The organism is Paenibacillus sp. SJS-P3, from assembly GCF_056711585.1.
Window position 1 is genome coordinate 4,489,490 of the sequence record NZ_CM160043.1, and the last position, 24,550, is coordinate 4,514,039.

The following is a 24,550-nucleotide window of genomic DNA, read 5'->3' on the forward strand; positions in this document are numbered from 1 at the left end:
GTTCCCCCTATCCTTTCGTGTTGAATGTCATGAATTTGCCTTCCCCGTACGAGTTCATCGGGTGCTTGTAGATGTAATCCTGCTCCGGCTCCATCGACAGGAGTTCAATGGAATAGTTGACAAAGGAGACAGCCTGCTCGGCCAACTGCTGATTATGGTCGTTTTTCATTTTCAATTGCTCAAGCTTGACGCTCAAAGCATTCTGGATTTCAGCCAGTCTCTGCTTGTCCTCCGGGTTGCTGATAGTTCGGATCAAATCGGAAAGCCTTCCTGTTCTCAGTCTAAGCTGCAAACGGGAAAAATGAATGTTGACCTGGGTCATCCGCCGTGTTTCGAGCTCCTCAGCGGTCTTTGTCAGCTTGCGCTCTTTCATAAGAATCTTATTAAGAACGTCGAGGTCTCCCTTTACGAGCGCAGGCGTCTTTTCTTCGGCAAGCTCATTCAATTGGGAATAGAGAGCTTGTTGATCCTCCAAGGTGGCGATAATATCTTCAATGCGCATAACGGCTCGCTCCTCAAGAGTTCAAATGATCCCATAGCTTGTCGGCGATCTTGCGGGCGTCTACGCGGTAATTGCCGGAAGCCACTTCGTTCTTCAGCTCCTGGATGCGCTGCTTGCGCTCGGCGCTTTCCGGCTGGCGGCTGGCTAGCATTTCCTTGGCCTCCTCGGAAATTTCCACTTGGTCGGTCTTGCGGGGACGGGCGCTTTCCTGCACCCGGTTCTCGGCGCCTGTCTTCTGATAAGCGCTGACAGGAAGGATCCTGCCGGTTTCATTTATTTTCATTGCCATTCACCTCGTTATTGGGCTTTCTGATCGGCCTTGGCTTCTACACGTATTATCGGCCTGCCCAAAAGCTTTCTGAATAGAGCGGCCGGACTAATTGTCAAGTCCTATATTTATCGTATAAACAAGAATTTCATCCCGTACTCAAGTATGATCTTTGCCCAAATCCTTGCTCTGATAGGCCCTTAAGGCCGAGGTGTTGCGGAGCGATTCCTCTTCAGCCGACTTCATTCGACGCACGTCGTTCTTGAGGCGGGCCCGGCAGGAGTCGCACATATGGTCTTCGCGGATCAAAATTCCGCAGGATTCGCACGGATAACTCAGATTAGGGGAATCGATAAGCGAAATACGGCCTTCCTTGATGAACTTCGTGATCTGCCGGATGCTGACGCCGGTCATGTCGGACAGCTCGTTGATGGCCGTGCCCCGGTTCTTGCGGAGATAGTCGGAGCAGAGCACGTATTCATGATCGATATCCCGGATGCATTGGGGACAAACCTCACGGAAGTTTTTGGCGAACAGCCTGCCGCAGCGCGGGCAATTGTCGAGATTGTTCATCGGATGGGCCAAGCCCCTTTCATTATACTGACTGTGTAGTTCTATTATCGGCGGAGAGCTCGTCACATTGGAGTCCAGGATTTCAGGAATGTATTGGGATTTGTAAAGATCCACCCTTGTATAGAGAATGCGGGAGCTTGCGGAGGTGGAGAAGAGGTGCAAGCGTTTTGCAGGCAACCTCTGCTAGACATGCAAAACAGCTCCGCCGCCTCTCGAGGGCGGGGAGCGATTGCACGGGAGAAAAAAGGGAGGACGCTCTCAAGCCCGCGCCCAAGCAAGGGACCGGATATCGAGCGGTACAGGCGAAGCTGCATGCAGCGCGTTGGCGCAGCCGTCGAGCGTCCCTCCCGTCGTATAAATATCATCCACGATGAGAAGGCTCAGTGGCTGGCTGGAAGGAGGCGGATCGCCCGGCATCGAAGCGCGGCTTAGAGCGGCTGCCCGCAGAAGCGCCTTCGCTTCCGCTGAGGCCGCGAACAAGGACTCGGAAGCTTGCAGACGCTCGCTCCGGGATTTGGAGCTCATTTTGCCCCGTTCCTCCTGGCGCCGGAGCAGGTCAGCCACGGGCAAGCCCGCATGCATGCCGAGCTGATGCGCCAGTCGCTCCGCCTGATTGAAACCGCGTTCGCGCAGCCGTTCCGGACTGACCGGCACATACGTAATCAAATCAAAAGCCGAACGAGAGCTGCCTTGCTCCGCCCGCATGCGGAGGGCATCCGAGGCCAACTGCTCGTAAGCGGGCAGCAGCATGGCGCCGAGCAGGGGGAGCAGCGCTTCGTCTCCTTTGTATTTGTATCTCGCGAGAAGCTCCTTCATGAAGGGATCATAACGGACGGAGCTCCGGTTGCGAAGCAGCCCCCCGTTCGTCCGCCTCGGGCAGTCCCCGCATTGCTCCGGGCGTCCGCACACCGGACAGACCGTCTTCCGGATCCATGGAATGCCTCCCTTGCATGGCCGGCATAGGGAATCCTGCCAGGCTCTAGGGAATGAATCCGGGGGAAGAGACGTCGTCGCATAGATGCCCTGGGAGTTGGGAGCTCCCGGCCGGAAAGGCTTTCCGCACATGATGCAGCGCGCCGGCGCCGGCGAGAGGAGGTCCAGAAGACGGCGCAGCAGCGAGGATACAAAGGACGGCTTCTCTCCTCCCGGCAGGAATGGACCTGTTCTCCCTGCGGTTCCCGCAGCGAGGCGATTGTGCTGCGCCATCATGATCGGCTCCCCGGCTCCGGCCGGCAGGTCGAGCCCGGCCTTCCGAGCGCTCCGCTGCCGGCCAGACGGTTCATCGAATGGATTTGGCGGATAGCGCCCGCCTGCGAACCCGTATATTCCGGCGCCGCGAAATATACCTTGCCTCCGGGGTCATCAGACGATCTGCCCGCTCTGCCTGCGATCTGCACCAGCGATGCTTCCCCGAAAATACGGTCATTGGCGTCCAGGACGAAAACATCGCTCTTCGGAACCGTCACTCCCCTCTCGAGAATAGTTGTGGTGACCAGCAGCCGGATGCCTCGTTCACGGAACCGCAGCACCTTGTCGCCGCGTTCGGGATCCTGGGAATGGGTGCCCGCCACCTCCGTACCGGGAAACCAATCTGCCAGACGGGCAGCCAGGGGCTCCACCTGCCGGATTCGGCTGACGAATACGAAGATCTGGGCATCTCTCGCCAGAGAAATCCGGATTGCCTTCGCCAGGCTGCGGGGAAGGCTCCTCGCTTCGATCAGACGCGCTGCTGGCGGACAGGCAAGACGCTGGGGAACCGGCAGCGCATGGCCGTGGTAGCGAACCGGGACCTTGGCATGCGGCAGCCGGCCGCTTCGGGCGAGCCGCCGGAGAGTCCGGCCGGGAGTCGCCGTGAGCAGGATGACCGGCGCGCCGCGGCGGCAGACGGCTGCGGCGGCACGGGCCAACAGCGGATCGCCCGCATAAGGAAAGGCATCGATCTCGTCCATTACCACAAGATCGAAGGCCTCCCGGAAGCGGAGCAGCTGATGCGTCGTCGCCAGCGTGATGGAGCCGCTCTCCCAACGCTGGGAGCTTCCTCCGTAGAGAGCGATTACCTGCTGATCCGGGAAGGCGCGGCGGACGCGGGGCTCCAGCTCCAGGACGACATCCCGGCGGGGCGCCGCCACCAGCACCCGGCCTCCCCTGGAGAGCACCGACTCCAGCAGCGGAAACACCATCTCCGTCTTGCCTGCTCCGGTCACCGCCCAGATCAGGAATGCCGGAAGAGGGGCAGCCGGGCTGCAAAAGCGGGAACGGAAAGCTCCGGCCAAATCGGACAACAGAGCTGGAACCCTTGCCATCACGGAACTCCTTCGGCCGAGCTCGGATTGTACCCGTTCCGCCGCTGCGGAACCGTCCGAACGAGTGTCCGGGGGGACAGCAGCGATGACAGATGGCCGGGATAATGCCGCTGCAGGCATTGCGCAATGAGCCGAACCGGGCTGATCCGGCCGCTCGATGAACTGCAGCGCGGCTGCGGCCGCGGCGCTCTGCGCGGGGCTCAGCCGCCAGCGGCGCAGCCTGTCCGCCGCTGGCGGCAATGTATGCGGCGGGGCGGGAGCTGCCGCCCGCCGGCTAGGCTGCGGCATGCCAAGCACGAGCAGCCCGCATTCGCGGCTGCGGCCCATGGCGAGGCATGCCTCGCAGTAGGCGCAGCTGCGGCGCCCGCACGACGCGCATTCCGCGCGCCGCAGCTGCGCCTTGCCGCTGCCGCAGCGCCGGCAGCGGAGGGCGGCGAAGCCGCCGGGCCGCCCGCGCCCCGCTGGGGCGGCAACGGCGCTGCCGAGGCGCAGCCGGCCTAGCAGCGCCGCCAGCTGCAGCGCGGCGTCGCAGCTGCCGGCGGCTCCGGCACCGCCGCCGAGCAGCGCATGCGCCTCGCCGCGAAGCAGCGCGCGGCCTTGCAGCGCGGCTGCGGCTGCGCAGGCCGCGCGCGCCAGCTCGGCCGCTCCGCCCGGCGCTGCAGCCGGAGCGGCGGCCAAGTCCGCCTCCCAGCGGACTACCTGCCGCTGTGGAGCCGGCTCCCTTTCTCCGCGCAGGCGTTCCGCTTCGGCTGCGCAGCTTGCCAGCATCTCTGCAGCCGGCCGATGGCCTGTGCTCCTCAAGCCGGCTTCTTCCCACAGCTCCGAAACCCGGACGGCAATATCCAGCGGAAGCATGCCGCATGCCAGCACTTCCTCGGCGCCAGGACGAACATCCTCTCCAGCAGCGCTGCAAGCCTCCCTCCTCCATTTCGCGTTCAATAACCACAGCCGGTCGATCTCTGGAAAGATGGTCAAACCTGTCTGCCAATTCCCTGACGACGATCGGCTGATATATACCGCTGCCTCCATTTGCTCAACCTCCCTGAGGGAACCGCATGCCCGCGGCAGGAGGACGCAAAAAAAGCACACCCCTGCGGCTCGCCGCCGACGGGTGTGCTTCACCTGTTCCGCTCCTAATGAATACAGCATTAGTATAACCGAGCTGCCGCCTCTTGGCTATGCGATCTTTCAGCGACACGACAGCGCAGGCTCCATTCCTTCTCAGAACGGCAGCTTGAACCAATCCTCGGGAAGATCCAGATCCACCAGCACCGGCTGATCCTGCTCTCTCACGATTCCATGGCTGCGCAGGCTCCACAACAGCCTATCGCGTCCGCCTTTTTCGGACCCCCCGAGGGATTGCCGCTTCGAGGAGGCCGAAGCCTCGTCGCTTTCCGTCCATGCCGCTCCAAGCTCACCCTCGTCGCTTCCGGTCCATGCCGATCCAAGCTCACCCGTTTCTTCGCTTCCGATCCATGCTGCTCCAAGCTCACGCACATCGCTTTCGGTCCATACCGATCCAAGCTCACCCGCCTCGCTTCCGACCGTTCCCATCCGGCTTCTCTCCGAATCGGATTCCGGCTGTTCTTCCGTTCTCTCACGATTGTTCCCGCTGTCCATGTCGGAAACGGTCACCAGCCGAATCCCGTCTCGGAAGCGCATAGCGATAAAGGCGGTATCGTCTGTCGAGCCTCGATCCCATACGGTGATCCGGACAGACGTCCCCGTCAGCTTGGAGAACCGGTGAAGCGAACGGATGCATCCTTCCAATCGCAATTCATCGTTCCGGGTCATCAGAATGTAATGCTTATCGGCATGGGGAACCTTGGCCATGACGTAAGAAGCCATATGCACCGCCGCCGCCGCAACACCGTAACAACCAATGACGCCGAGCAAAATATCTATCATGGGCGCTTCTCCTCTCACGCGGCATCGAATCCCTCGAACCCGGCTGGCCTTGAGTCCTGGCCGTTGCCGCGCCCGCGGAACGGCTCGAAGGGGGAATGCCGTGACGGATACTGTACCATATGCCTTTTTCGCTCTGGGCGTTACGGCGGCCGGGATGCATCTGTGATAAAAAAGAAGAATATGCGGGGGCGATCCCGCGAAGCACCGTCCGCCTGGAAAGCGGAAAAGCCAACCCCCCCGGAGAGGCATCTCCGGGGGGGTTGGCTTATTATGTACCGTCCAGGTCAAGCTGCAAGCTCAGGCGGCTTCGCAAGCTTTAGAGAGTCACCCATCCGTATTTGATGGAGTTGATGACAGCCTGGGTGCGATCGTCCACTTCCATCTTCTGCAGAATGCTGGACACATGGTTTTTGACCGTCTTTTCGCTGATGAACAGGAATTCGCCGATCATCTTGTTGCTCTTGCCCTCCGCCATGAGGCGAAGCACTTCCGCTTCGCGGCGCGTAAGCGGATTGTTCTCGCCGGCGACGAACTTCACGCCCGTCTCGCGGCTTGCCGCCGCTCCGGAGTTCGCGCCCATCTCATCGAGGTAAGTCATGCGGCGCAGCTGGTTGATCAGCTTGCCCGTCACCTTCGGATGGATGTAAGCATGTCCCTGCACAACCGAACGGATCGCATTGATCAGCGACTCCGCCTCCATGTCCTTCAGAAGATACCCCGACGCGCCCTTGCGCAGAGTTTCGAACACGTAGCTCTCGTCGTCATGCAGAGAGAGGATGATGACCTTGATATGCGGAAACATGTCCCGGAGCCGCTCCGTTGCCACAACCCCGTTCTCGATCGGCATATTGATGTCCATAAGCACGACTTCCGGCTGGTGCTGATTGCAGAACTCCAGAACCTGAATTCCGTCGCTGCATTCCCCGATCACTTCCAGGTCCTCTTCCATGTTCAGGATGCGCTTCAAGCCTTCCCGGAAAAGCTGGTGATCGTCGGCAATCAGCAATTTGATCTTGCGCTTGCCTCCTGCTGCCTTCAGGTCCATACGTTATGTTACTCCTTTCTTTGATCCACTCCTGTAGGGATATGAATCGTAATCCTGGTGCCTTGGCCGCTGGCGGACTCAAGTTCCATTCTTCCCTCAAGCAGCTCCACTCGCTCCCGCATTCCCATAAGTCCGAAATGCTGATTGATCTTGGCCCTCGATTGAATCAGCTCCGTGTCGAATCCGCTCCCGTTGTCCTGTACCGAGATTTTCACCATTTGCGACTGATAGGTCAGCTCCAGCGAGACGAAGCTCGCGCTCGCATGCTTCAGCGCATTCGTGAACGCCTCCTGGACCAAGCGGTAGATGCCTGCCTCCATGGCGGAGGGAAGCCGGATTTCGCGGCCGATTGTCTCGAACACCGTATGAATTCGTGTTTTTTCCTCAAAATCCTGCACATACTTACGCAAAGTGGGAACAAGTCCTAAATCATCTAATGCCATAGGTCGCAAATTGAATATTATCTTCCGAATTTCTTCCAATCCGGAGCGTACCTGTGCCTTTAAGTCTATTAATTCGTGCTGGACCATTTGGAATTCCTGCTTGGCGAGCATTCTTTCTGCAATTTCCGTCCTAAGCACTAGATTGGCGAGCGACTGCGCAGGACCGTCATGAATCTCGCGCGCGATCCGCTTGCGCTCCTCCTCCTGGGCCAAAATGATTTTGAGGCCGATCAGCTGGCGGTTTTTGGCCGATTCCAGAATACGTGTCACTTGCGTCAGATCGCCGGCAAGGTATTCGAGCACGACATTGATCTGCGAATGGATCGTCTCCGCTCTCTCAACCGAATTCTCGACATTTTTGACCCGCTTCTGCAGATCGTCCCTGCGCGCCTTGAGATAGGTCTCCTTCTCGCGGAAGACCATCAGCTCCAGCTGCAGGCTGGTAGCCTTCTCATAGGCGTTCTTGATGTCTTCTTCCTTATAGCGAACGAAATCCCGGCTTACCTCCGTAAGCCGAATACGCGCAAGGCGGTACTCCATTTCCAGCTTGTCGACCTTGTCGATCGTCTGGATCGTTTCCTGGAGCACCTGATTCAGCTCATGTTCGAGCGTGACCAGTTCCTTGCGCGCGGATTCGCAGATTTCATAGATTTGGTATTTGCTTTCTTCCATGACTTGAATCGCGTTTTTGATAACGCGGTCGATGTCCACAATCCGGTGATCCACAGTCATCACGGCTGCCTTTCTGATGCTGGAGATTCCCGCCGCTCCACAAGTTTCAAGCCGCAAGGGTCCATCGCCTCGAAAGGACGGTGAACGAGTGCGGGGAAACGAGAAGAAGGTATCCGTAAGAGATACCTTCCTTCTCTGATTATGAAAGGGACAGGTCCCCTCTATCATACCACAGCAGTCGTGCTCAGATTTGTATCATTCGACGGTAATCCTCTTGGTTGTTCCGTCCCATTTTACCGTTAGGCCCATCTGCTCAGATACGAGGCGGATAGGGACTAAAGTCCTGCCATTCTGCTCAATCGGCGCGGTGTCAACGGCCACTCGCTTGCCGCTCGAGACGAGTTCTTTGCTGCCGATCACCATTTCCAGCAGCTGGCCTCCCCGCAGCACGGATACGCGTTTAGCGGCCGCTTCGTAGTTCACCGTGCTGCCGAGCGAGCTGGCGACAAAGCGGAGAGGCAGATACGTGGTGCCATCCTTGATATAAGGAGCGGAATCCAGAGCTGTCGTTTTGCCGTCCACCATGGCGGTCTTGCTGCCGGCTTTCATCTCGATCTTCACGGAGGCGGGAGCCGGCAAGGCTGCCGGAGCATCCACCTTCACGTTGTCGAAAGCCATCTGTCCGCTTGCGGCGCGCTCGTCGGCGCCTTCCTTCAGGCTTGCGATATACAAGCGCGTCAGCTTGACCGGATATTTGACGGCTTTTCCGGAATCCGCGAGATTCACCTTCAACGTTCTCCAGCCGCTCCAGTCGACCGTTTTGGCCAGCGTGAGCAGATGAGTCGCTCCTGCGGCATCCGTCAGCTCCGCCCTCGCCCAGTTGAGGCTCGCGTCGCCATAGACGTCGACGCTGATGCCCGAAGGCGTGCCGGCGATCGGAACGCCGCCGCTGCCCATCATCGCGTATGCGGCTCTCGTATCCGTCGATCCTGCGGTGAAATCATAGGACAAGGACAGCGCGCTGGTGGCATTGGAGGCATCAAGTCCGCTCAGGAGGGACGTGCTGCCGGTTACGCCTGCAGTAGAGGAGAACGATGCCGCCGGAGAAGCCGTATCGAAGTCGGCGACTACGCTGCTGCCGCCGCTTTTCGCAAAGGGAAGCACGGCGGAGAAGCCGTCGTATCGGGCGATGGCATATCCGATGGCCGCCCCGTCGGCGACGGACTGAACGGTCAGCTTCTCGCCGTCGCGGGCTGCCGTAAGCCCTTGGAATTCCCATTTCAAGGATTCTGGCGGAACGGTATACTGCTGCCCGCTGCGCAGCGTAGCCGTCACGGGCACGGATACCGTCGCGCCGGCTTCCAGCGAAGCCTGGGCGCTGCCGATGCTCATAGCGGCGATGTCGTCCGCTCCAACCACCGTCACGGGAAGCGTATCCTCAGCCGAGCCCGACTTCACGGTAATGCTGCCTAGTCCCGCCTTCGTCGGGGTGAAGGCGTTGCCGTTCCAGCTGCCGCCGATTTTGGACGAGCTCCACTTGGCGCTGAAGCCGCCCGGCTCCATCGGGTTGTAGTACTGATCATAGGCTTTAAGCGAATAGGTGCTGGACTGGCCCAGGAAGAGCACTCCGGAGCCGCTTGCCTTGATGCCCTTGATTGCGCCTTGAGGCGCGATGCTGAAGACGCCGAGCCCGTTGGAAACCTGCCGCATCGTCGTGCCGTACTCCGTCGGATGGGCAAGCTGCAGGCCGAAGTCGCCGAGCGGACGCGCGACCATCGTCGTCGAGCCGCCGCCGTCCAGGTTGACCCCTTTGTAGACGCCGATGCTGACCATGGCCTGCTGGAGCTCGGCAAGCGTCAAGCCCGAGCTGCTGCCGTTCGTCTCCGACGTGATGATGAAGACAGATTTGCCATCGGCGGAATATCCGACAGCCGTGCGGGAGCGCGCGGAAGTGCCGCTGATCGACGAGACGCTTCGCGAGAACGTCGCCGCCTTGCCGCCGTCCACGAGAATCGTATGCCCGCCGACCATCATCTCGAAGCTGGCAGGATCGGCTTGCTGCTGGGTCGTCAGGGACTGAAGGGAGCAGTTCGCATTCACAGCCGTTCCCGGCTGCAAATGATCGCGCACGAATGCGGCCGCCTTGCCATGCGCCCGCAAAATATATCCGTCTGCCGGAGGCTTGGAGGAGAAGGCTGCGCCTTCCGATATTTGCTGCACGACTCCGTTCTGGACGAGCACTTCCGTAGGCGTCGCATAGCTCGCTCCAGCCGGGCGGTCCGCATCCATCCAGGCGCTCGTATACATGAACAGCGAATCGGAGTGGGAGCTCGTCTTGGCCGGATATTCCGTCGTATAAGAGGACTGGTTGAGTCCCGCCAGCGTGAACGTGGAGCCGTCGGCGGCTGTGACGCTTCCTTGGAACTGGTAGCGGTCGATGACCGGCTTCTTGTCCTTCGTGACGCCGAACATGTACATGCCCGTCAGCTGCATCGGGCTCGTCAGCAGGCTGCCGCCGAGAATTTCCGCGCCCATCGGAGCGCCGTCCGTGGAAGAGGTCTGGAAGTAATCGGCGTTGACGCCGGCAACGGCGCCGGAATTCTTGGCCATGCTCATGACGCTGCCGCGGTCGGTGACGACGCCCTGCGTATTGTTGATGGCGTTCAGCTTGACGTATGGATTGGTCAGATCGACCTTGATGACGTGGATATTGGCCTGCACGGCCTTGCCGCTGCGCGTGCCCTTCCACAGATAGTCGATGCGCTGGGCGCCGGAGGTGACCATCTCCTGGTTCGTGACCGTCAGCTTCGGAGCGCTCTCGGCCGCATAAGCGACGGATGGAGACAGAATGGACGGAGCGCCTGGCAGCGCAGGCGCAAGCGCCAGCAGCGGCTGCACGATGAGGGCAGCGCCGAGCACGGTAACGAGCACCCTGCGGCCGCCGCCGAGCGGGCGAGGATGCTTATATGTAGGGGCCGAAGGGGCATGGACAGCCGTTTGGTTCTTTTCATTGGACATAAAAATTGACAACTCTCCTATCTGGATGGCAATCATTCTGCGAGTCTGAAACTCTGTCATTACGAATGAATAGACTTCCAGAATCGAAAAAAGTTACGACCAAAGAGGGTCTGATAGAATAGTCCTTTCAACCTTTCGACAATGATTGACTTTTTCTATGTTAATAATCTCTTAGAATCGAAGGAAGGAAATACCGTGTCCGCCCTGCGATCAAGAATCTTTGCCCGAAAAAAAGGACCATTCCCGCCGGCATGGTCCTTTTCATGCTTTCCATCGATTTCGGATCGACTCCAGCTTAAGCATGTTCAAGAAAAAGAAGCCGCCCGGCCGCATCCATGATGCCGGCAGGACAGCTCCCGTTCTTTTTACACGTCGATCATGCCGAGGTACAGCAGCATCCTCTTCAGCATGACGGCCGCCTCTGCGCGGGTCGCCTGACCCAGCGGAGCGAACGCGGTGGCGGTTTGGCCGTTCGCGATGCCCGCAAAGACGGCTTTGGCCGCATACGGCTGCGCCCAGGCGCTGATCTTGCCCTTATCCTTGAAATTCGCCAGGTAAGAGGCATTATCCTTGGCCGGAATGATTTTCATCTCGGAGGCTTCGATGGCGCGGACCATCATCGCCGCCATCTCCTGGCGGGAGATGGCCGCATTCGGACGGAATTGCCCTCCGCTTCCCTGCACGATGCCGGCCGCCGAAGCCGCTCCGATATAAGAAGCGGTCGCCGACCCTGACGTTATGTCGCTATAGGCCGAAGCCGAGGCGCGGTCTCCTTTGAGGCCAAGGGCCCTTGCGATGTACTCCGCGAATTCAGCCCTGGTGATGTTGGCTTTGGGCATGAAGGAATTGGCGCTTCTGCCCCTGACGATCGATTTGGATGCCAGAGCGACGATATCGTTCTTCGCCCAATGTCCGTTCACGTCGCTGAGCACGGGCGTGCCTCTCACGACGACGAAGACGCCGCCGGACTTATGCTTGAACGTCACGGACAGCCCGCTGATCCGGGTCGGCACATAGCTGAGCATGGCCGTCTCATCGTCGAGGAACACCGTGGACGCAGATGCCGGCACCAGGCTTGATGCCGTCTGCAAGGTGGTGGAGGCATAACGGCTGAGACCGCTCAGCTTCTTCCGGTCGACCGACGTCGCCGACGTGCCGATGACCGATATGTCGAGGCCGATGACGCTGGAGGCTGCCTGCAAGCCGCCCTTCGTGACGGCATTCTGCAAGCCCCCCGCCAGAGTCGCCGGATTGTCGTCGATCGACAGCAAGAGATAGCCGGTCGGACCTCCTGCATTGAGCAGGGAAGCCGTTTTGGCGAAGTCGATTCCTTGGAGAGGAATCACCGTGGAGATGCCATTGTACTGAAGCTCGAAGGAGGCTGTCGCCGAGGCGGCGAGCACCTGCTGCAGAGCTAAGACCGGCAAGGCGACCATGCCTGCCTTTTGGCCGTCCGGCACCTTGAAGATGACTTTATCCGTACCCGAACCCGCGCTGCGAGCTTTCTGGTAAGCGAGAATCAGACTGTCGCTCAGAACCGAATAACGGCTGGCCGCCCTTCCGGCCGGGGATACGTCCTGATTGACGGTTACGTCCGCCAAGGTCAGCTGGCCGACCGCTGCCGGCTGCGAGCCGCCGGACGAAGAGCCTTCTTGCTGACCTGTAGCATTGGTTGCGGATGCCAACAATAGCGATGCGGCGCTGTCCCCTCCTACCTGTCGCAACGGGTTGTAGGTCGGGGGCGTGTAGGTCACGGTAACTGCCTGTCCCGAAGCCACCGCACGGCTCAGCTTCAGAATGACCGAGGAACCGGCAATGCCGACGCTGTTGACAGGGATGAGCACGCCGTCCGCACGAATGGAATATTGGCTTGGAGCCGGCGCGGATGCCGGGTCCAGAACTCCGGAATATACCAGCGTCAGCGTGTCCCCGTCCGCCCTGCCGGAAAGATAGGTAGGCGTCGTGCTTGCCGTGAACATCGATGCCGGCACGCCGCTGAACGAGTCCGCTTCGTTTCCAGCCAGATCCGCCAAGGCTGGACTGCCCTTGGTGTAGCTGACGGTAAGGCCGAAGGATGCATTCAGGCTGCCGCTCAGCTTGAGCGTCACCTTGCTGCCTTCGATGCTTACTCCTGTGACTCCGATGGAAGACGTCCCGTTCATGACGGCGAAGCGGCTGGATGAAGGCACCTTCGCCGTGTGGAGGCCTTCGTTGTAATTCAGCGTAACGGTATTCCCTCCCGCGATGATGCTGCTGAGCACCGGCTTCGTCGTATCCAGCATGTTCTGGACATAATAGGTGCTGAATGCCCCAAGCGGATTGCCCGCTTGGTCGACGACGGGAGCCGTGCCCGGAGAGTAGTTGACGTATGCGCTCCCCCCGCTCGTGGACGGGCTGCTCAGGCGAAGCAGAAGGGTCGAGCCCGACGCTGCCGCCTCCGTCAGCTGGACATAGGAGCCGTTGACGTAAAGGCCGAACTGGGACAAGGCTCCCGCCTGCAGGGCCTGAACCGGCTTGTTGAGCTGGAGGGTGACGTAGCTTCCGTTCAGAACGCCGCTTGTCACCTTGGGCAGCGAGGAAGTCTCGTCATATTGGATCTCCTTGCCGGTAAAGCCCGATGCGCGGACACCCGACAGGCTCCGGAGCGCGGGCATGCCTTCTCCCGGGATCGAATAAGAGACCGTTATTTTCTGGCCGCTGAGCACCGGGGACCGCAAAATAAGCGTTGCCGTGCTGCCGCTTACTTCGACTCCTGCCAGCTCACGGGCCGCTGGCGAATCGTTGACCGTGACATAAAAGCTTGCCGGGTAAGGAATCGAACCGCTGTCAAGCTCCATGCTGAAGATCAGCTGAATTCTGGTCGAGCTGGCGGCTGCCAAGCTGCTAAGCGAAGGCGTGCCGCTGCCGCTCGCCATCGTCGTGAACTTCCACTGGTATTCGTTCAGAATGCCGCTGAAGCCGTTGCCGGCCAAGTCGGTCACGCTGTTCACGCCGAGCTCCACATACAGCTGCGTCGATCCTGGCAGCGCGGCATCCGGTTTAATGAGAAGAGCATTGGCATTATCTGTTGCGATGGACAGGGAAACCGGATAAGTCTGGGTGGAGCTTCCGCTCCGGTGAAGCAAGGCTTTGGCGCCCGGCGCCAGCCGGATGGCTTCGTTGAATACGAGCCTGAGCGGCGAGACCGTCGACACGGACGTTGCTCCGCTCACCGGAAGCATGGATACGATGGACGGCGGCGTCGAATCCCTGTTGACCGTGAAAGGCCAAGCGCTGCTTCCGCTCAGTCCCGCATATCGGTTGCCGCTCTCGTCCAGGAAGGCTTGGTTGCCGATCTCGACATAATATTTGGTTCCTTCGGAAAACGTGAAGCCCGGATTGATCGTGATGACGTTGCTTCCGAACCCGGACAGCAGCTCCGAGGTAACCGGGATCGTAGCCGCTGCCGCGCCGCTTCCCGCATTCCTTATCGTCACATAGCCGGTTCCCGGGAATACGTTTTTGTCGAAGGTAATCCGCAGCTTGCCGTCCAGCGCGCCAAGGACGCCTCCAGAGGCCGGCTCAAGCTTGACCATGGCAGGCGGCTGCCCTATAGACGGACGGGTCGTGAACGTCCATTCCGCCGCGCTGCCGATGCCTGCGAACAGCATGTCTCCGCTGCGGAAGGCTCCCGGATCGACAAGCACATAGTATGCCGTGCTTCCAGCCAGCTGCCTGTCCAAACCGGTTTCGACCGTTCCGTCCGGCTTGTATGTCATTCCCGACGTGTTCAGGCTTGTGACGGTTACGTTGTCTGCGACGCGTTTCACCGTCACATATTTCGGAGCATTCGGCGTGCTTCCTGACGTCACCGTCTTGTCGAATCTCAGTCTCAGGCCCGTATCCAGCGCAACGCCTGCGGCTCCTGGCGAAGGCTGCTTCTCCACGATGCTGACCGGAGAGCTTCCCGTCGTGAAGCTCCACGAGTAGGCAGCACTCTTGTTGCCTGCGGCATCCTGCACCCAGCCTGCGGGAACATCGATCCGGTATTCTTGTCCGGGAACGAGGACGGAAGGGGGAACGATCGTCAGCGACTGGCTTCCACCGCCCGTAACGGATGGGGACACAGCGCTGACGGACAAGGCATCGCCTGTCGTCCGGTTGACCAGCTGCAGCGAGCCTTCCGATGGAAAGACGATTTCCCCGTAGTTCAGCTGGAGGGTAGAGAATACCGGCACGCTTCCGCCCTGCGGAGCTGCGGCCGCAACGTCGGGCGGAATTGTATCCGGCTCCGCCGCGCTGAAGTTCCATTCCGAGGCGCTCGAAATCCCAGCGAAAGGAGCTCCGTTCGACGCATTCGAAAATACCCCTGCATCCAGCAGCACATAATAGGATTCGCCTGAAGCGAACGGCTTATCCGGCTGGATCGAAACCCGGGTTCCTTCCACCTGGACTCTTCCGTCGTCGGCATTGAACCTTGCCCATTCCGTGTTGTCGGATACTTTGCGGATGCTTATGCCCGCGCTGCCGCTTCCTTTCACGACCGCCTCGTCGAAGGTCATCAGCAATCTCGAGTTGGCAGGCACCCGTACCGCGTCGTCCGCCGGCAGCTTGGCCGACAGCAGCGGTCCCCCCGCCGCGGCAGCTGCTAGCCTCAGCCACCCGCCTGCAGGCAGGCAGGCATTCGCAAGCATGAGCAAGGTCGCTGCGCCAATCATGATCGTTCTGCTTTTTCTTCCAGCCAACTGAATTCACTCCCCGATTTGTAACCCATTGTAGTTTCTTTGTCGGTATCCAAATAAGGAATGTTTAGAATTCACTGGAAGTTGGCATGCTACGGGCAACCATCCTCTACGTCCATATTCAGGTGCCTGCGTGGATCAAGTAGGTTGCTCATCGAGAACTGAACCAATGCTGAAACGCAAAAAACCCCCGCTCAGGCTGAGCGGAGGTGGTCGGAAACACGATTATACCAGAGCAGCTTCCTGCTGAAGCAGAGCGGCTTTGTCGACGCGCTCCCAAGGCAGATCGATGTCCGTACGGCCGAAGTGGCCGTATGCAGCCGTCTTTCCGTAGATCGGACGGCGCAGGTCGAGCATCTTGATGATGCCGGCAGGGCGCAGGTCGAAGTTGGAGCGGATCAGCTCGACGAGCTTTTCCTCTTCCACCTTGCCGGTGCCGTACGTGTCCACGTTGATGGAGACCGGATTGGCTACGCCGATAGCGTAAGCAAGCTGGATCTCGCATTTGTCGGCCAGGCCGGCCGCTACGATGTTCTTCGCCACGTAACGGGCAGCGTATGCCGCGGAACGGTCGACTTTCGTCGGATCCTTGCCGGAGAACGCGCCGCCGCCATGGCGAGCGTAGCCGCCGTAAGTGTCGACGATGATTTTGCGGCCTGTGAGGCCTGCATCGCCTTGAGGTCCGCCGATAACGAAGCGGCCCGTCGGGTTGATGAAATATTTCGTATCTCCATCGATCAGTTCCTGAGGAACAACTGGAGCGATGACATGCTCGCGGATATCTTTTTGGATCTGCTCCAGGGAGATCGCTTCGTCATGCTGCGTCGAGACCACGATCGTATCTACGCGGACCGGCTTGCCGTCCTGGTATTCGATCGTTACTTGCGTTTTGCCGTCCGGACGAAGGTATTCCAGCGTGCCGTTCTTGCGCACTTCCGCCAGACGGCGGGCAATGCGGTGGGACAGCGCGATCGGAAGCGGCATCAGCTCAGGCGTTTCGTTCGTTGCAAAGCCGAACATGAGGCCTTGGTCGCCTGCTCCGATGTCTTCGTTTTCCTGCTGGATGTCTTTGCCTTCGCGGGTTTCGATCGCGGCGTTGACGCCTTGGGCGATATCGGCCGACTGCTCGTTGAGAGAAGTCAGAACCGCGCAGGTGCTGGAGTCAAAGCCGTACTTGGCGCGCGTATATCCAATTTCCTTGATGGTGCGGCGCGCGATTGCGGAGATATCCACGTAGTCGGCACGGCTGCTGATTTCGCCGATGACGAGCACAAGGCCCGTCGCTACGGATACTTCACAGGCAACGCGGGCATAGGGATCCACTTCAAGGAAAGCGTCGAGAACTGCGTCAGAAATCTGGTCGCATATTTTATCGGGATGGCCTTCCGTTACGGATTCCGAAGTAAACAGGTGTCTTCCTTTAAGGGACAAGCTGATCGACCTCCTAGAACCATATAATGAGAAAAGTCCTGAACAAAAAATCAACCTTTTCCCATTGGAAAAGGTCGTTAGACAACTCTTCTAGGACACTATAATAGCGGAACTGTCGCATAGTGTCAATGGACGGCAATCCTTGGAAGTTTTTGGAGAATCTCCTTTGGACTGCGTCCTCATGCGATTTTAGAGTCCATAGAGGGATTGCTCGGCCTTGGCGACGAGACGCTTCGTAATCTCGCCTCCCACCGATCCCGCCTGGCGTGTTGCCAGGGAAGACCAATGCACCGTCGGCTGTGAGCTGTGCCCTGCCTCTCCAAGCTCTCCGGCGAACTCTGTATCCCCTGCTCCGGGAGCTGGAGCGGAGTACAAGCCAAGCTCTCCGGCAATTTCGTATTTCATCTGATTGAGGATTTCCTTGCTTGCAGGCACGACAATGCGGTTGGATCTAGCCATGATCTAAGCACCTCCAGTAGGATTGGATAAGGATGTGCATATAGAATGTCCCCGTCTTGGAGGCGTTAAGCGTCGAACTTATTGTCACCACGGGAAAAAAATAACTATTTGCGAAAAGCCGCAAATAGTTAAAGGGGAATTCGGAGATTACTATCGATTCGAATTGGATTTCAATTCTATCGAATTTCTAAAATTAAGCAATTGTTCAATCTAATTCCAATAGGTCGGCTAAGCCTATCTTTTCAACTGATCCGCTCATATTCCTTAATGCATCCATTTTGAATATGGCATGGCTATGGCTGCATCTTGATTTCATAACTGCCTTTGACCATGACCGTAAGGCCTGTCTTCATGCCCGGAGCGCTCGAAACGCCTCTACCTCCTCGAGGGAAGAGGATCAAGTGGTTTTGCGGCACAGCAGCCCCCGATTTGATGTCGATGCCGTCCGTTACGTCCGCGATGCCGTTGCTGTCCGGGCTGTAGGCGACCGCCTTGCCTGCCCGCACCACCACTTCTGCTCCATCGGCGGCAATCAGCGTTTTGCCTACCGGCACGTTGATGACCTTGATCGCGCCATCGTCCTCCGTGCCGCCATCCGTGCTGCCTCCGCTTGGTGTCGCCGTCGGCTTCGGAGTCGCTGTCGCCGTTGCGGCTGGCGTTGCTGTCTGGGCAGGCGTTGCCGTAGGCGTGCTTCCTCCGGAACCTCCGGAGCCGAGACCCAGCTCGGCCAGCCTTTGGTCCACATAACTCTTCGTGACGACCGGATCTTCAGCCGTACCGGGAACTGCTGCTGCAGACGAACCGGCGGCGCTGGTCGATGCGGCCGCAGATGCGTCTCCTCCGAGTGAGTTGGCCAAGGTGGTCCAGTGCGTCCCCATCCATACGCCGGCCGCAAGCGTCAAGGTCAGCGTTGTCCACTTCAAGCCTTTCGTCCCTTTGTTGCCCATGCCTGTTTTGTCTCCTTCCATCTCTTCTTTTTTATATGTAGTCGTTCGCCTTCGTGCAAGACCCCTTCAATAATCTACCACTCTACTATAATTCAACTTTTATGTCCAGAATTGCTCCTCAGTTGGGGGCCCTTGATGTTTCTTACATTCAAAAAGAACAGCCGCACCGCATTTTGCCGGTACGGCCTAAATACTTCTATTCGCTAATAATGAACCAAGGATATTCTTTTGAAGCAATTCGAATCTGAGAGCCCTGGAATACATCGTATATATTAAGTCTGTATTTGCTGTTGGATTGAAGCTTAGACTGAATATCCGGATCGCTGAAGAAAATCTTGAAGTCGATATCTTGCCCCTCCTTCAGAATATCGTCCGTTGAACCTTGCACTCCGGCACCAATCTGGAAGGTTTTGCTGACCGTAGTTTTGTTGTTGTCTTGATTGACAACCTCAACCACTAGCTTATGGGTTCCCGCAATCGCTTCATATTGAGAATCACGCTGGAGGCTGTACATCGTTTGTAATCTAAGTCCGTCTACCGTGTACAAATCCTTTGCATTGAGGAAGAGAGCAGTCTTTGTCAACGACAGAGTATACCCGCCTATTTTAAGATCCTTCAACGAACTTGCCGTTTCATCCCCCGCAGAGCCTATAAAAGTATATGCTGTCGGTTTTGCCAGGACGGTAGCAGTTGTCGGTGTCGAAGGATTTGCTGTGCCGGTCGAACCGGTGCTGCCCCCGCTTGAAGGCTGCTCAGTCGATGGCGGGGCCACAGATCCGGCAGAGCCTACCGTTTGTCCGAGAACAAGTTGATAGGAATCGCCGCTGAACGCCCGCGGGAGCTGCGCCCATGCTGCGAGAAGCGCTTTTCCTTCTGGACTGATCCGATCCTTCAACTCTGCGAACTGAATAGGTACTGACAGTCCATTCTTATCCACCAGGTAACCGCCAACCGATGCGATTTGCGCCGATCTCGCTTCCTTATTGACGGCCTCCAGCTCCGTGTAGAAAGTCTGGGCGGCATCGGATTTGTAGATTGCTGTCCTCTTAATGGTAATCGATGATTTCTGCCCTGTTCCGTCAATAACATAAGGCGTTCCAATCGTGCTGGTCTTGATCTCCGACAGCTGCTGGCCAGTGAACTGATAAAGCATTTTGCCTGGCTTGTCTGCCGCAGGCTCCGTGCTCACGAAGGAGATCTGCTGAATAGTCGTGCTGTACGGAATTTCGGCAGATACGATTGCTTCAAGTGTAGCTCCTGGAGCCAACGTAACGCTCTGATCAAGCGAAACCGCCTTTTGTTCCGTTCCGATGCGGACACCGTTGACCATGAAGTAACCCCCGAGCGCCGGAATTTGCTTCGCCACGCTGCTGGTGTTGGTAATGCTCATATTCGCTACGAGCATATCGTTGTCCTGGTTCGGCATCCGGTTGATGCTCTTAAGTTGGACACTATAGTCGTTGTAGCTGAAGGCCGAACCCAATCCTCCCTCTTGCGATGCTGCCTGCAGCGAATAAGCACCGATAACATAGGACTTTATTTTTTCCGTTGCGGTCGATTTCATTAGAAGCTGCGAGTCGGCTATTGTTACACTGGAGGGGACATTTCCGCTAAGGCTAAGTGTTTTGGATATCCCTGGAAGCAACGATGCATTTTCTTCTTTTGTATACGTCAGAGCGTAACTGGCTCCTGCCTTCGTCACAAGAAAGAAATCAAAGGCGCCCGCGGCAGCCGAAGAGGTCCCGGTATTGGATAAGCTGAAGTCAATGGATAAAGCTTGGCCTCCCGAGCTTTGATTTAGAAACGCTTGACCAGCTGTTGTTGTCACCGGTTGTCCATCCATGTAGACGACACGAGGCTGTCCTGCTTCGGACGGAGCTTGCGTCTTTAGGGACGGCAGTGAAAATACTCCTGTCGGCAGGCTGACTTTGCTGGCCTCATCATTTATGGACACGACCATCGACAGCGGTTTGGATACAACTGAAGCCGGGATTGTGGATCGAAGCGTGATAACCTTCCGCTCTCTCGGCTGTATAGTCAAGCCTTCCATCCCTACTGCTGAGACATTGTACACGGAAAGGCTCTGGGTTTGGAGGTTGAATACCGTCTTTGATAAATCAATGACCTGCTGACCAACATTTTCCAGAAGATAGTTTATCGTCACATATCCATTTTCTTTATCCTTGGTAATAAAAGCCTGCTTGACGGCACCTTTCAATTTACCACTGCCATAAAGCATCGTTCCTGGCTGGTATGCGGTGATTTGATCCGAAGCTTGGGCCGGGTAGGAAATCTTGCCCAAATTGCGTTCGTAATTAGCTGCAGAGAAATCCCACTTTACGACCTCAAACACCAAGTCATTCAGCTTGGTTGCTGAATCGATGACAGCATAATAAGTTATGTACTGGCTCGTGTTGGCCGGGACGGAGGTTTTCTCCTTATCGCCTTCAATAACTGTGGATTTGAACGATTTTCCCGATTTGCTCTTTACTCTCAGCCAATAATCGGAAAGATCCAGAGACTTGGAGGCTGTATTCGTAATCATAATGGTGTAAGCAAGTACCTTCCCTTTATCCTGCATAAGAAAATGAGCATCCCGTATACTTAACCGACTGGCAGCATTCAAGGATACAGCTTGTCCAGACAGTGTGACGGATTTGGCCGCAGCCGCTTGAGCTTGATGAACCATGAATATACTTTCCCCGCCTTGCAGCATCAGCCCGGCTGCCATAACGCTGGCGACCCCTGACTTGATCCATATCGAACGCCGCACTTTCATTCCTCCTATTGCCATATATGGTTTTAGACGCAGACACTACATCGATTGTTTCGTCGAATGGGTTACAAAGGAAAAATAAAAAGAGCAAGCAGGAAATCCTGCTTGCTCTGAGATGAGGCAGATATTAGCCTACGAGAACTGTTGCAGTTGCCGTAACGCCTGCGGAGTTAACGTAAGTGATCGTTACCGATCCTTTTGCTACGCCATGAACCGTAGTTCCGGATACCGTAGCAATATCTTCATTGCTGGAACCAATTTTAGCGGAAGGAGAAACTTCAACGCCATATTGGTCTTTAACCGTCAGGGCAACCTGTACGTTGCCACCGATAGCTACTTTGTACTCGGATTGCTTGAACTCAGCCGTTTTCGCAACTGGAGCTTCCTCGGAAACCGTTACTTCTTGAGTAGCGATGGATTTGCTGTTGGATTTGTAAGCCGTCAGCGTTACTTTACCAGCTTTTTGACCCGTTACTTGGTTGTCGCTGGATACCGACAGAACCGAAGGATCAGAGCTCGATACGAATGGAGCTGCGTCGGATTTCAGGGCTACTTCTACGCCGCTGGAAGTTTTGCCGACCAATTTAACACCCTTCGTGTACGCTCCAACCGCTTTAGCTGCATATACAGTACCTACGGATTTGATGCTGTACGAGCTGATGTCGGAGGATTCTACGACATCAACCGTGAAGCTGTAGGCTTCTGCGCCAGCCGTCGTGGACGTTACTTTTACAGTAGCGGATCCTGGAGCCAGAGCTACCAGCTTGCCGCCTTCGTATTTCACAACGTCATTGCCATCCGTAACTTCTACGCCGTACGTGTTGGCAGCAGCCGTGTCCGTACCGCCGTAGCTGTCAACGAGAACGATGTTGTCGCCATTGAAAGTAACGGCTGCACCATCTTCAAGCGTCGTTACTACGTCTTTGATGCCGTTAACGCCGACCGTCGAAGCTGCTTTCACAACTTGAACGTTCAGGGTCGTAGGAGCGACAGCTACGTTAGGAATGCTGCTTACAACGTAAGCATAGCCTTCCGATGCGAAGGTAAGCTCCAGCTCGCCTTTAGCGTTGACGTTTTTCGTAACCGGGATGTTGGAAGAGATGTTCAGGGATCCGTTATCCAGGTATTTTTGAAGGTCAGTGCCTTTGATTTCGTTGCCGAATTGATCAGCGGCTACGAACGGGAACACTGCTGCTTTGCCAGCTTGAACGATGCTAGCGGAAGCTCCGATTTGGAAGCTCTTGATGGAGCCTGCACCATTAACGACAACGTTGATGGATTTGGATACGCCAGCTTTAGGGTTGCTGATAACGATCGTAGCCGTGCCAGCAACGCCAGCGTTGAACTTGATGACGCCGTCTTTGTCAACGATCAGCGAGTCGATGATGCGGTAGTCGCTAATGGAGATGAACAGGCCGTCTTTTACAACGTAGTTGCTGTAAACGCCAGCAGTTGCTTCAACTGGTTTCAGGTTGACCGTGCCAGCCGTCAGCTTGATCGTTTGACCAGTTGCGTCTTTCAGCGTCAGAGGAAGCACAAGACCTTTGTCTCCAGCGGAGATGCGGGTTTTGTCTTTAAGCGGTTGAACTTCGCCGAGCTCGATGCTCGTAGCGGAGCTGCCCGTTACGACTTTCAGAGCTTTCGTCGTTGTCAGGCCGCCAGCTGGGTAGACAGCCGATACGTTGATCGTGTCGCCCTCTTGCGTTTTCGTCAGGCTGCCTGCAGCCTGGCCGTCGGTGACGAGGTTGATTTTGCCGTTGGCAACGTTGTAAACCGTACCGCGGGTGCTATTAACAGCCGTGATGTAGTTGTACGTACCGGAAGTAGCCGTGATGTCTTCGTTGAATTGATTGAGGACTTTCACGCCGAGATCGACATTATCGGCCAGTTGAAGAGCTGGAGTTGTGATGTCGATTTTGGAAGCTACGCTTGCAGCGACTTTAACGGTGAACGGAGCATCCGTACCTTTGACCGTTACGGTGTAGTCGCCAGCTGGCAGGTATACAGCGGACAGGACAACGGATTTGTTGTCATCTGCGAATTTAGCCGTAACAGGATAAGAAGTCAGAGTCGATTTCACGCTGAATCCGCCGTCCAGGTACGTTTTTTCCGTAGCGGACAGAGCGCGGTTGAATTTAACCGTGATCGCTTTAGCGCCGGATTGAGCTGCTTCAGTAGCTTTAACAGCTTGAAGCGTAACTTCTACGGAGTAAGTTTTGCCGTTGTACGTAACGTCTACTTTCGTCGCTTGACCAGCTACGAGTGCAGTCGTCAGAGCTTGTTTTACCACTTGACCGTCGGAGAAAGTAACCTCGATGTTCTTCTCGTCGACAGCAACAGCGGATTTAACGGAAACAGCGGATGCGTTGGAAAGTTCATAAGCTGCTTCGAATACTTGGGCGCGGGTAGCTGCTACTTTGTAAGAAGCTTGTTGGTCGATCAGACCAGCTTCGATAGCTGCTGCCACGTAGCCTTTTGCCCATGCGCTTACGGCGCCGGATACGGCAGCGTCGGCTTTAGCAGTCAGGCCAGCGGATTCAACGATGATTTTAGCAACTTGCTCAACCGTTACGTTTTGCGTAGGTCCGAACAGGTTGTTGCCGAGACCGTTAACGATGCCGGCTTTCGTTACAGCGCCGATGTAGCCTTTAGCCCAGTAGTTGGTAGCTACGTCTTTGTATTTCGAGGAAGCAGCGTCTTCGCCAAGGCCTTGAAGCAGCGCTACGACTTTGGAAATTTCTGCACGCGTGATGTTTTTGTCGAGGCCAGCGGAACCGCCTGGATAGCCTTCAACGATACCTGCTGCTTTGAGTGCGTCGAACTTCTGTTGCGTCGTCAGTTCAGCCGCGAATGCGGAGCTTGCGAATACGGAAGTTACGAGTGCGCCTGTAACGACCAGAGATAAACTTTTCTTCATAACCTTTTGTTCTCCTCCTCTAACTTGCTTAAGTAAATGAGAGTGTTCTGTGGAACTATGAGTGCTCTTCTTACTCATCTGTTGTGTCACCCCCTTCCCAGAGTGTGGGAGCCATATAATATAGAAAAAGGTCTGCTTCATGTATAGACACGTGTAGGAACATGCCGCAGAAACTCGTAAAAACAAGTAGAAAAAAATGGAAAGCTGTCAAACCACTAAATCATTATACAATGGCCTGATAGAACCAGTAAAGAGAAACATGTGAATATGTTTCCATATCAATAGAAACCATTCGGCATTGGATATATCCAGCATCACCGCATCGACCCAGGTCACAAGCCTTTGCTCTTTGCGACTCCAGATACTTAAACGCAGGGCTTTCGCAAAAGTTGCGACTTCCGGGAAATTTTTTGAAAATAACCTTGTCTTGCTGTTATGTATTGCCTTTGTTCGTAAGTTTTGGCTGCAAGCCTAGTATAACTTGGATAACCCCTCGTCGTCGACTCGAAACTTTTTCCATCTCTCGATTTTTGTCGAATCCGGATAAGTCTGTCATTTTAGACAGAA

15 protein-coding genes are annotated in these 24,550 nt (G+C 56.6%); all 15 read right to left on the minus strand.

Annotated features, from left to right (window positions below):
* Window positions 1-7 precede the first annotated feature (7 nt).
* The gene (locus tag AC06G8_RS20590; protein ID WP_480283759.1) at window positions 8-502 is read right to left on the minus strand and encodes a flagellar protein FlgN; all 495 of its coding nucleotides are present in this window, start codon (window positions 500-502) and stop codon (window positions 8-10) included.
* 13 nt (window positions 503-515) lie between these two features.
* Window positions 516-785 carry a flagellar biosynthesis anti-sigma factor FlgM gene (gene flgM / locus AC06G8_RS20595; RefSeq protein ID WP_021881530.1) on the minus strand — a complete coding sequence of 90 codons (270 nt, stop codon included), beginning with the start codon at window positions 783-785 and terminating at the stop codon, window positions 516-518.
* 144 nt (window positions 786-929) lie between these two features.
* A complete protein-coding gene (locus AC06G8_RS20600; protein WP_480283760.1) occupies window positions 930-1,343 on the minus strand; it encodes a TIGR03826 family flagellar region protein in 414 nt (137 codons plus the stop codon).
* Window positions 1,344-1,601: 258 nt separating this feature from the next.
* The gene (locus AC06G8_RS20605; protein WP_480283761.1) at window positions 1,602-2,552 is read right to left on the minus strand and encodes a ComF family protein; all 951 of its coding nucleotides are present in this window, start codon (window positions 2,550-2,552) and stop codon (window positions 1,602-1,604) included.
* A complete protein-coding gene (locus AC06G8_RS20610; protein WP_480283762.1) occupies window positions 2,549-4,675 on the minus strand; it encodes a helicase-related protein in 2,127 nt (708 codons plus the stop codon). Before AC06G8_RS20610 ends, AC06G8_RS20605 begins: the two co-directional genes overlap by 4 nt.
* A gap of 192 nt (window positions 4,676-4,867) precedes the next feature.
* On the minus strand, window positions 4,868-5,554 hold the full coding sequence (locus AC06G8_RS20615; protein ID WP_480283763.1) for a hypothetical protein: 687 nt from the start codon (window positions 5,552-5,554) through the stop codon (window positions 4,868-4,870).
* Window positions 5,555-5,870: 316 nt separating this feature from the next.
* A complete protein-coding gene (locus tag AC06G8_RS20620; RefSeq protein WP_021880897.1) occupies window positions 5,871-6,599 on the minus strand; it encodes a response regulator in 729 nt (242 codons plus the stop codon).
* 8 nt (window positions 6,600-6,607) lie between these two features.
* Entirely contained in the window at window positions 6,608-7,774 is a 1,167-nt protein-coding gene (locus tag AC06G8_RS20625; RefSeq protein ID WP_480285480.1) for a sensor histidine kinase, read from the minus strand.
* 195 nt (window positions 7,775-7,969) lie between these two features.
* Window positions 7,970-10,732, minus strand: a complete 2,763-nt coding sequence (locus AC06G8_RS20630) for a stalk domain-containing protein (protein ID WP_480283764.1) — start codon at window positions 10,730-10,732, stop codon at window positions 7,970-7,972.
* A 365-nt stretch (window positions 10,733-11,097) separates the two neighbouring features.
* Window positions 11,098-15,456: an Ig-like domain-containing protein gene (locus AC06G8_RS20635; protein ID WP_480283765.1), complete on the minus strand. Its 4,359-nt coding sequence runs from the start codon at window positions 15,454-15,456 to the stop codon at window positions 11,098-11,100.
* A 222-nt stretch (window positions 15,457-15,678) separates the two neighbouring features.
* A complete protein-coding gene (metK, locus tag AC06G8_RS20640) occupies window positions 15,679-16,884 on the minus strand; it encodes a methionine adenosyltransferase (protein WP_447662937.1) in 1,206 nt (401 codons plus the stop codon).
* A 189-nt stretch (window positions 16,885-17,073) separates the two neighbouring features.
* Window positions 17,074-17,343: an alpha/beta-type small acid-soluble spore protein gene (locus AC06G8_RS20645; protein WP_480283766.1), complete on the minus strand. Its 270-nt coding sequence runs from the start codon at window positions 17,341-17,343 to the stop codon at window positions 17,074-17,076.
* Window positions 17,344-17,636: 293 nt separating this feature from the next.
* A complete protein-coding gene (locus AC06G8_RS20650; protein WP_480283767.1) occupies window positions 17,637-18,290 on the minus strand; it encodes a hypothetical protein in 654 nt (217 codons plus the stop codon).
* A gap of 196 nt (window positions 18,291-18,486) precedes the next feature.
* Window positions 18,487-21,021, minus strand: coding sequence for a hypothetical protein (locus AC06G8_RS20655; protein ID WP_480283768.1), 2,535 nt, complete (start codon window positions 21,019-21,021; stop codon window positions 18,487-18,489).
* Window positions 21,022-21,193: 172 nt separating this feature from the next.
* Window positions 21,194-23,983, minus strand: coding sequence for an S-layer homology domain-containing protein (locus AC06G8_RS20660; protein ID WP_480283769.1), 2,790 nt, complete (start codon window positions 23,981-23,983; stop codon window positions 21,194-21,196).
* Between the last annotated feature and the right edge of the window lie 567 nt (window positions 23,984-24,550).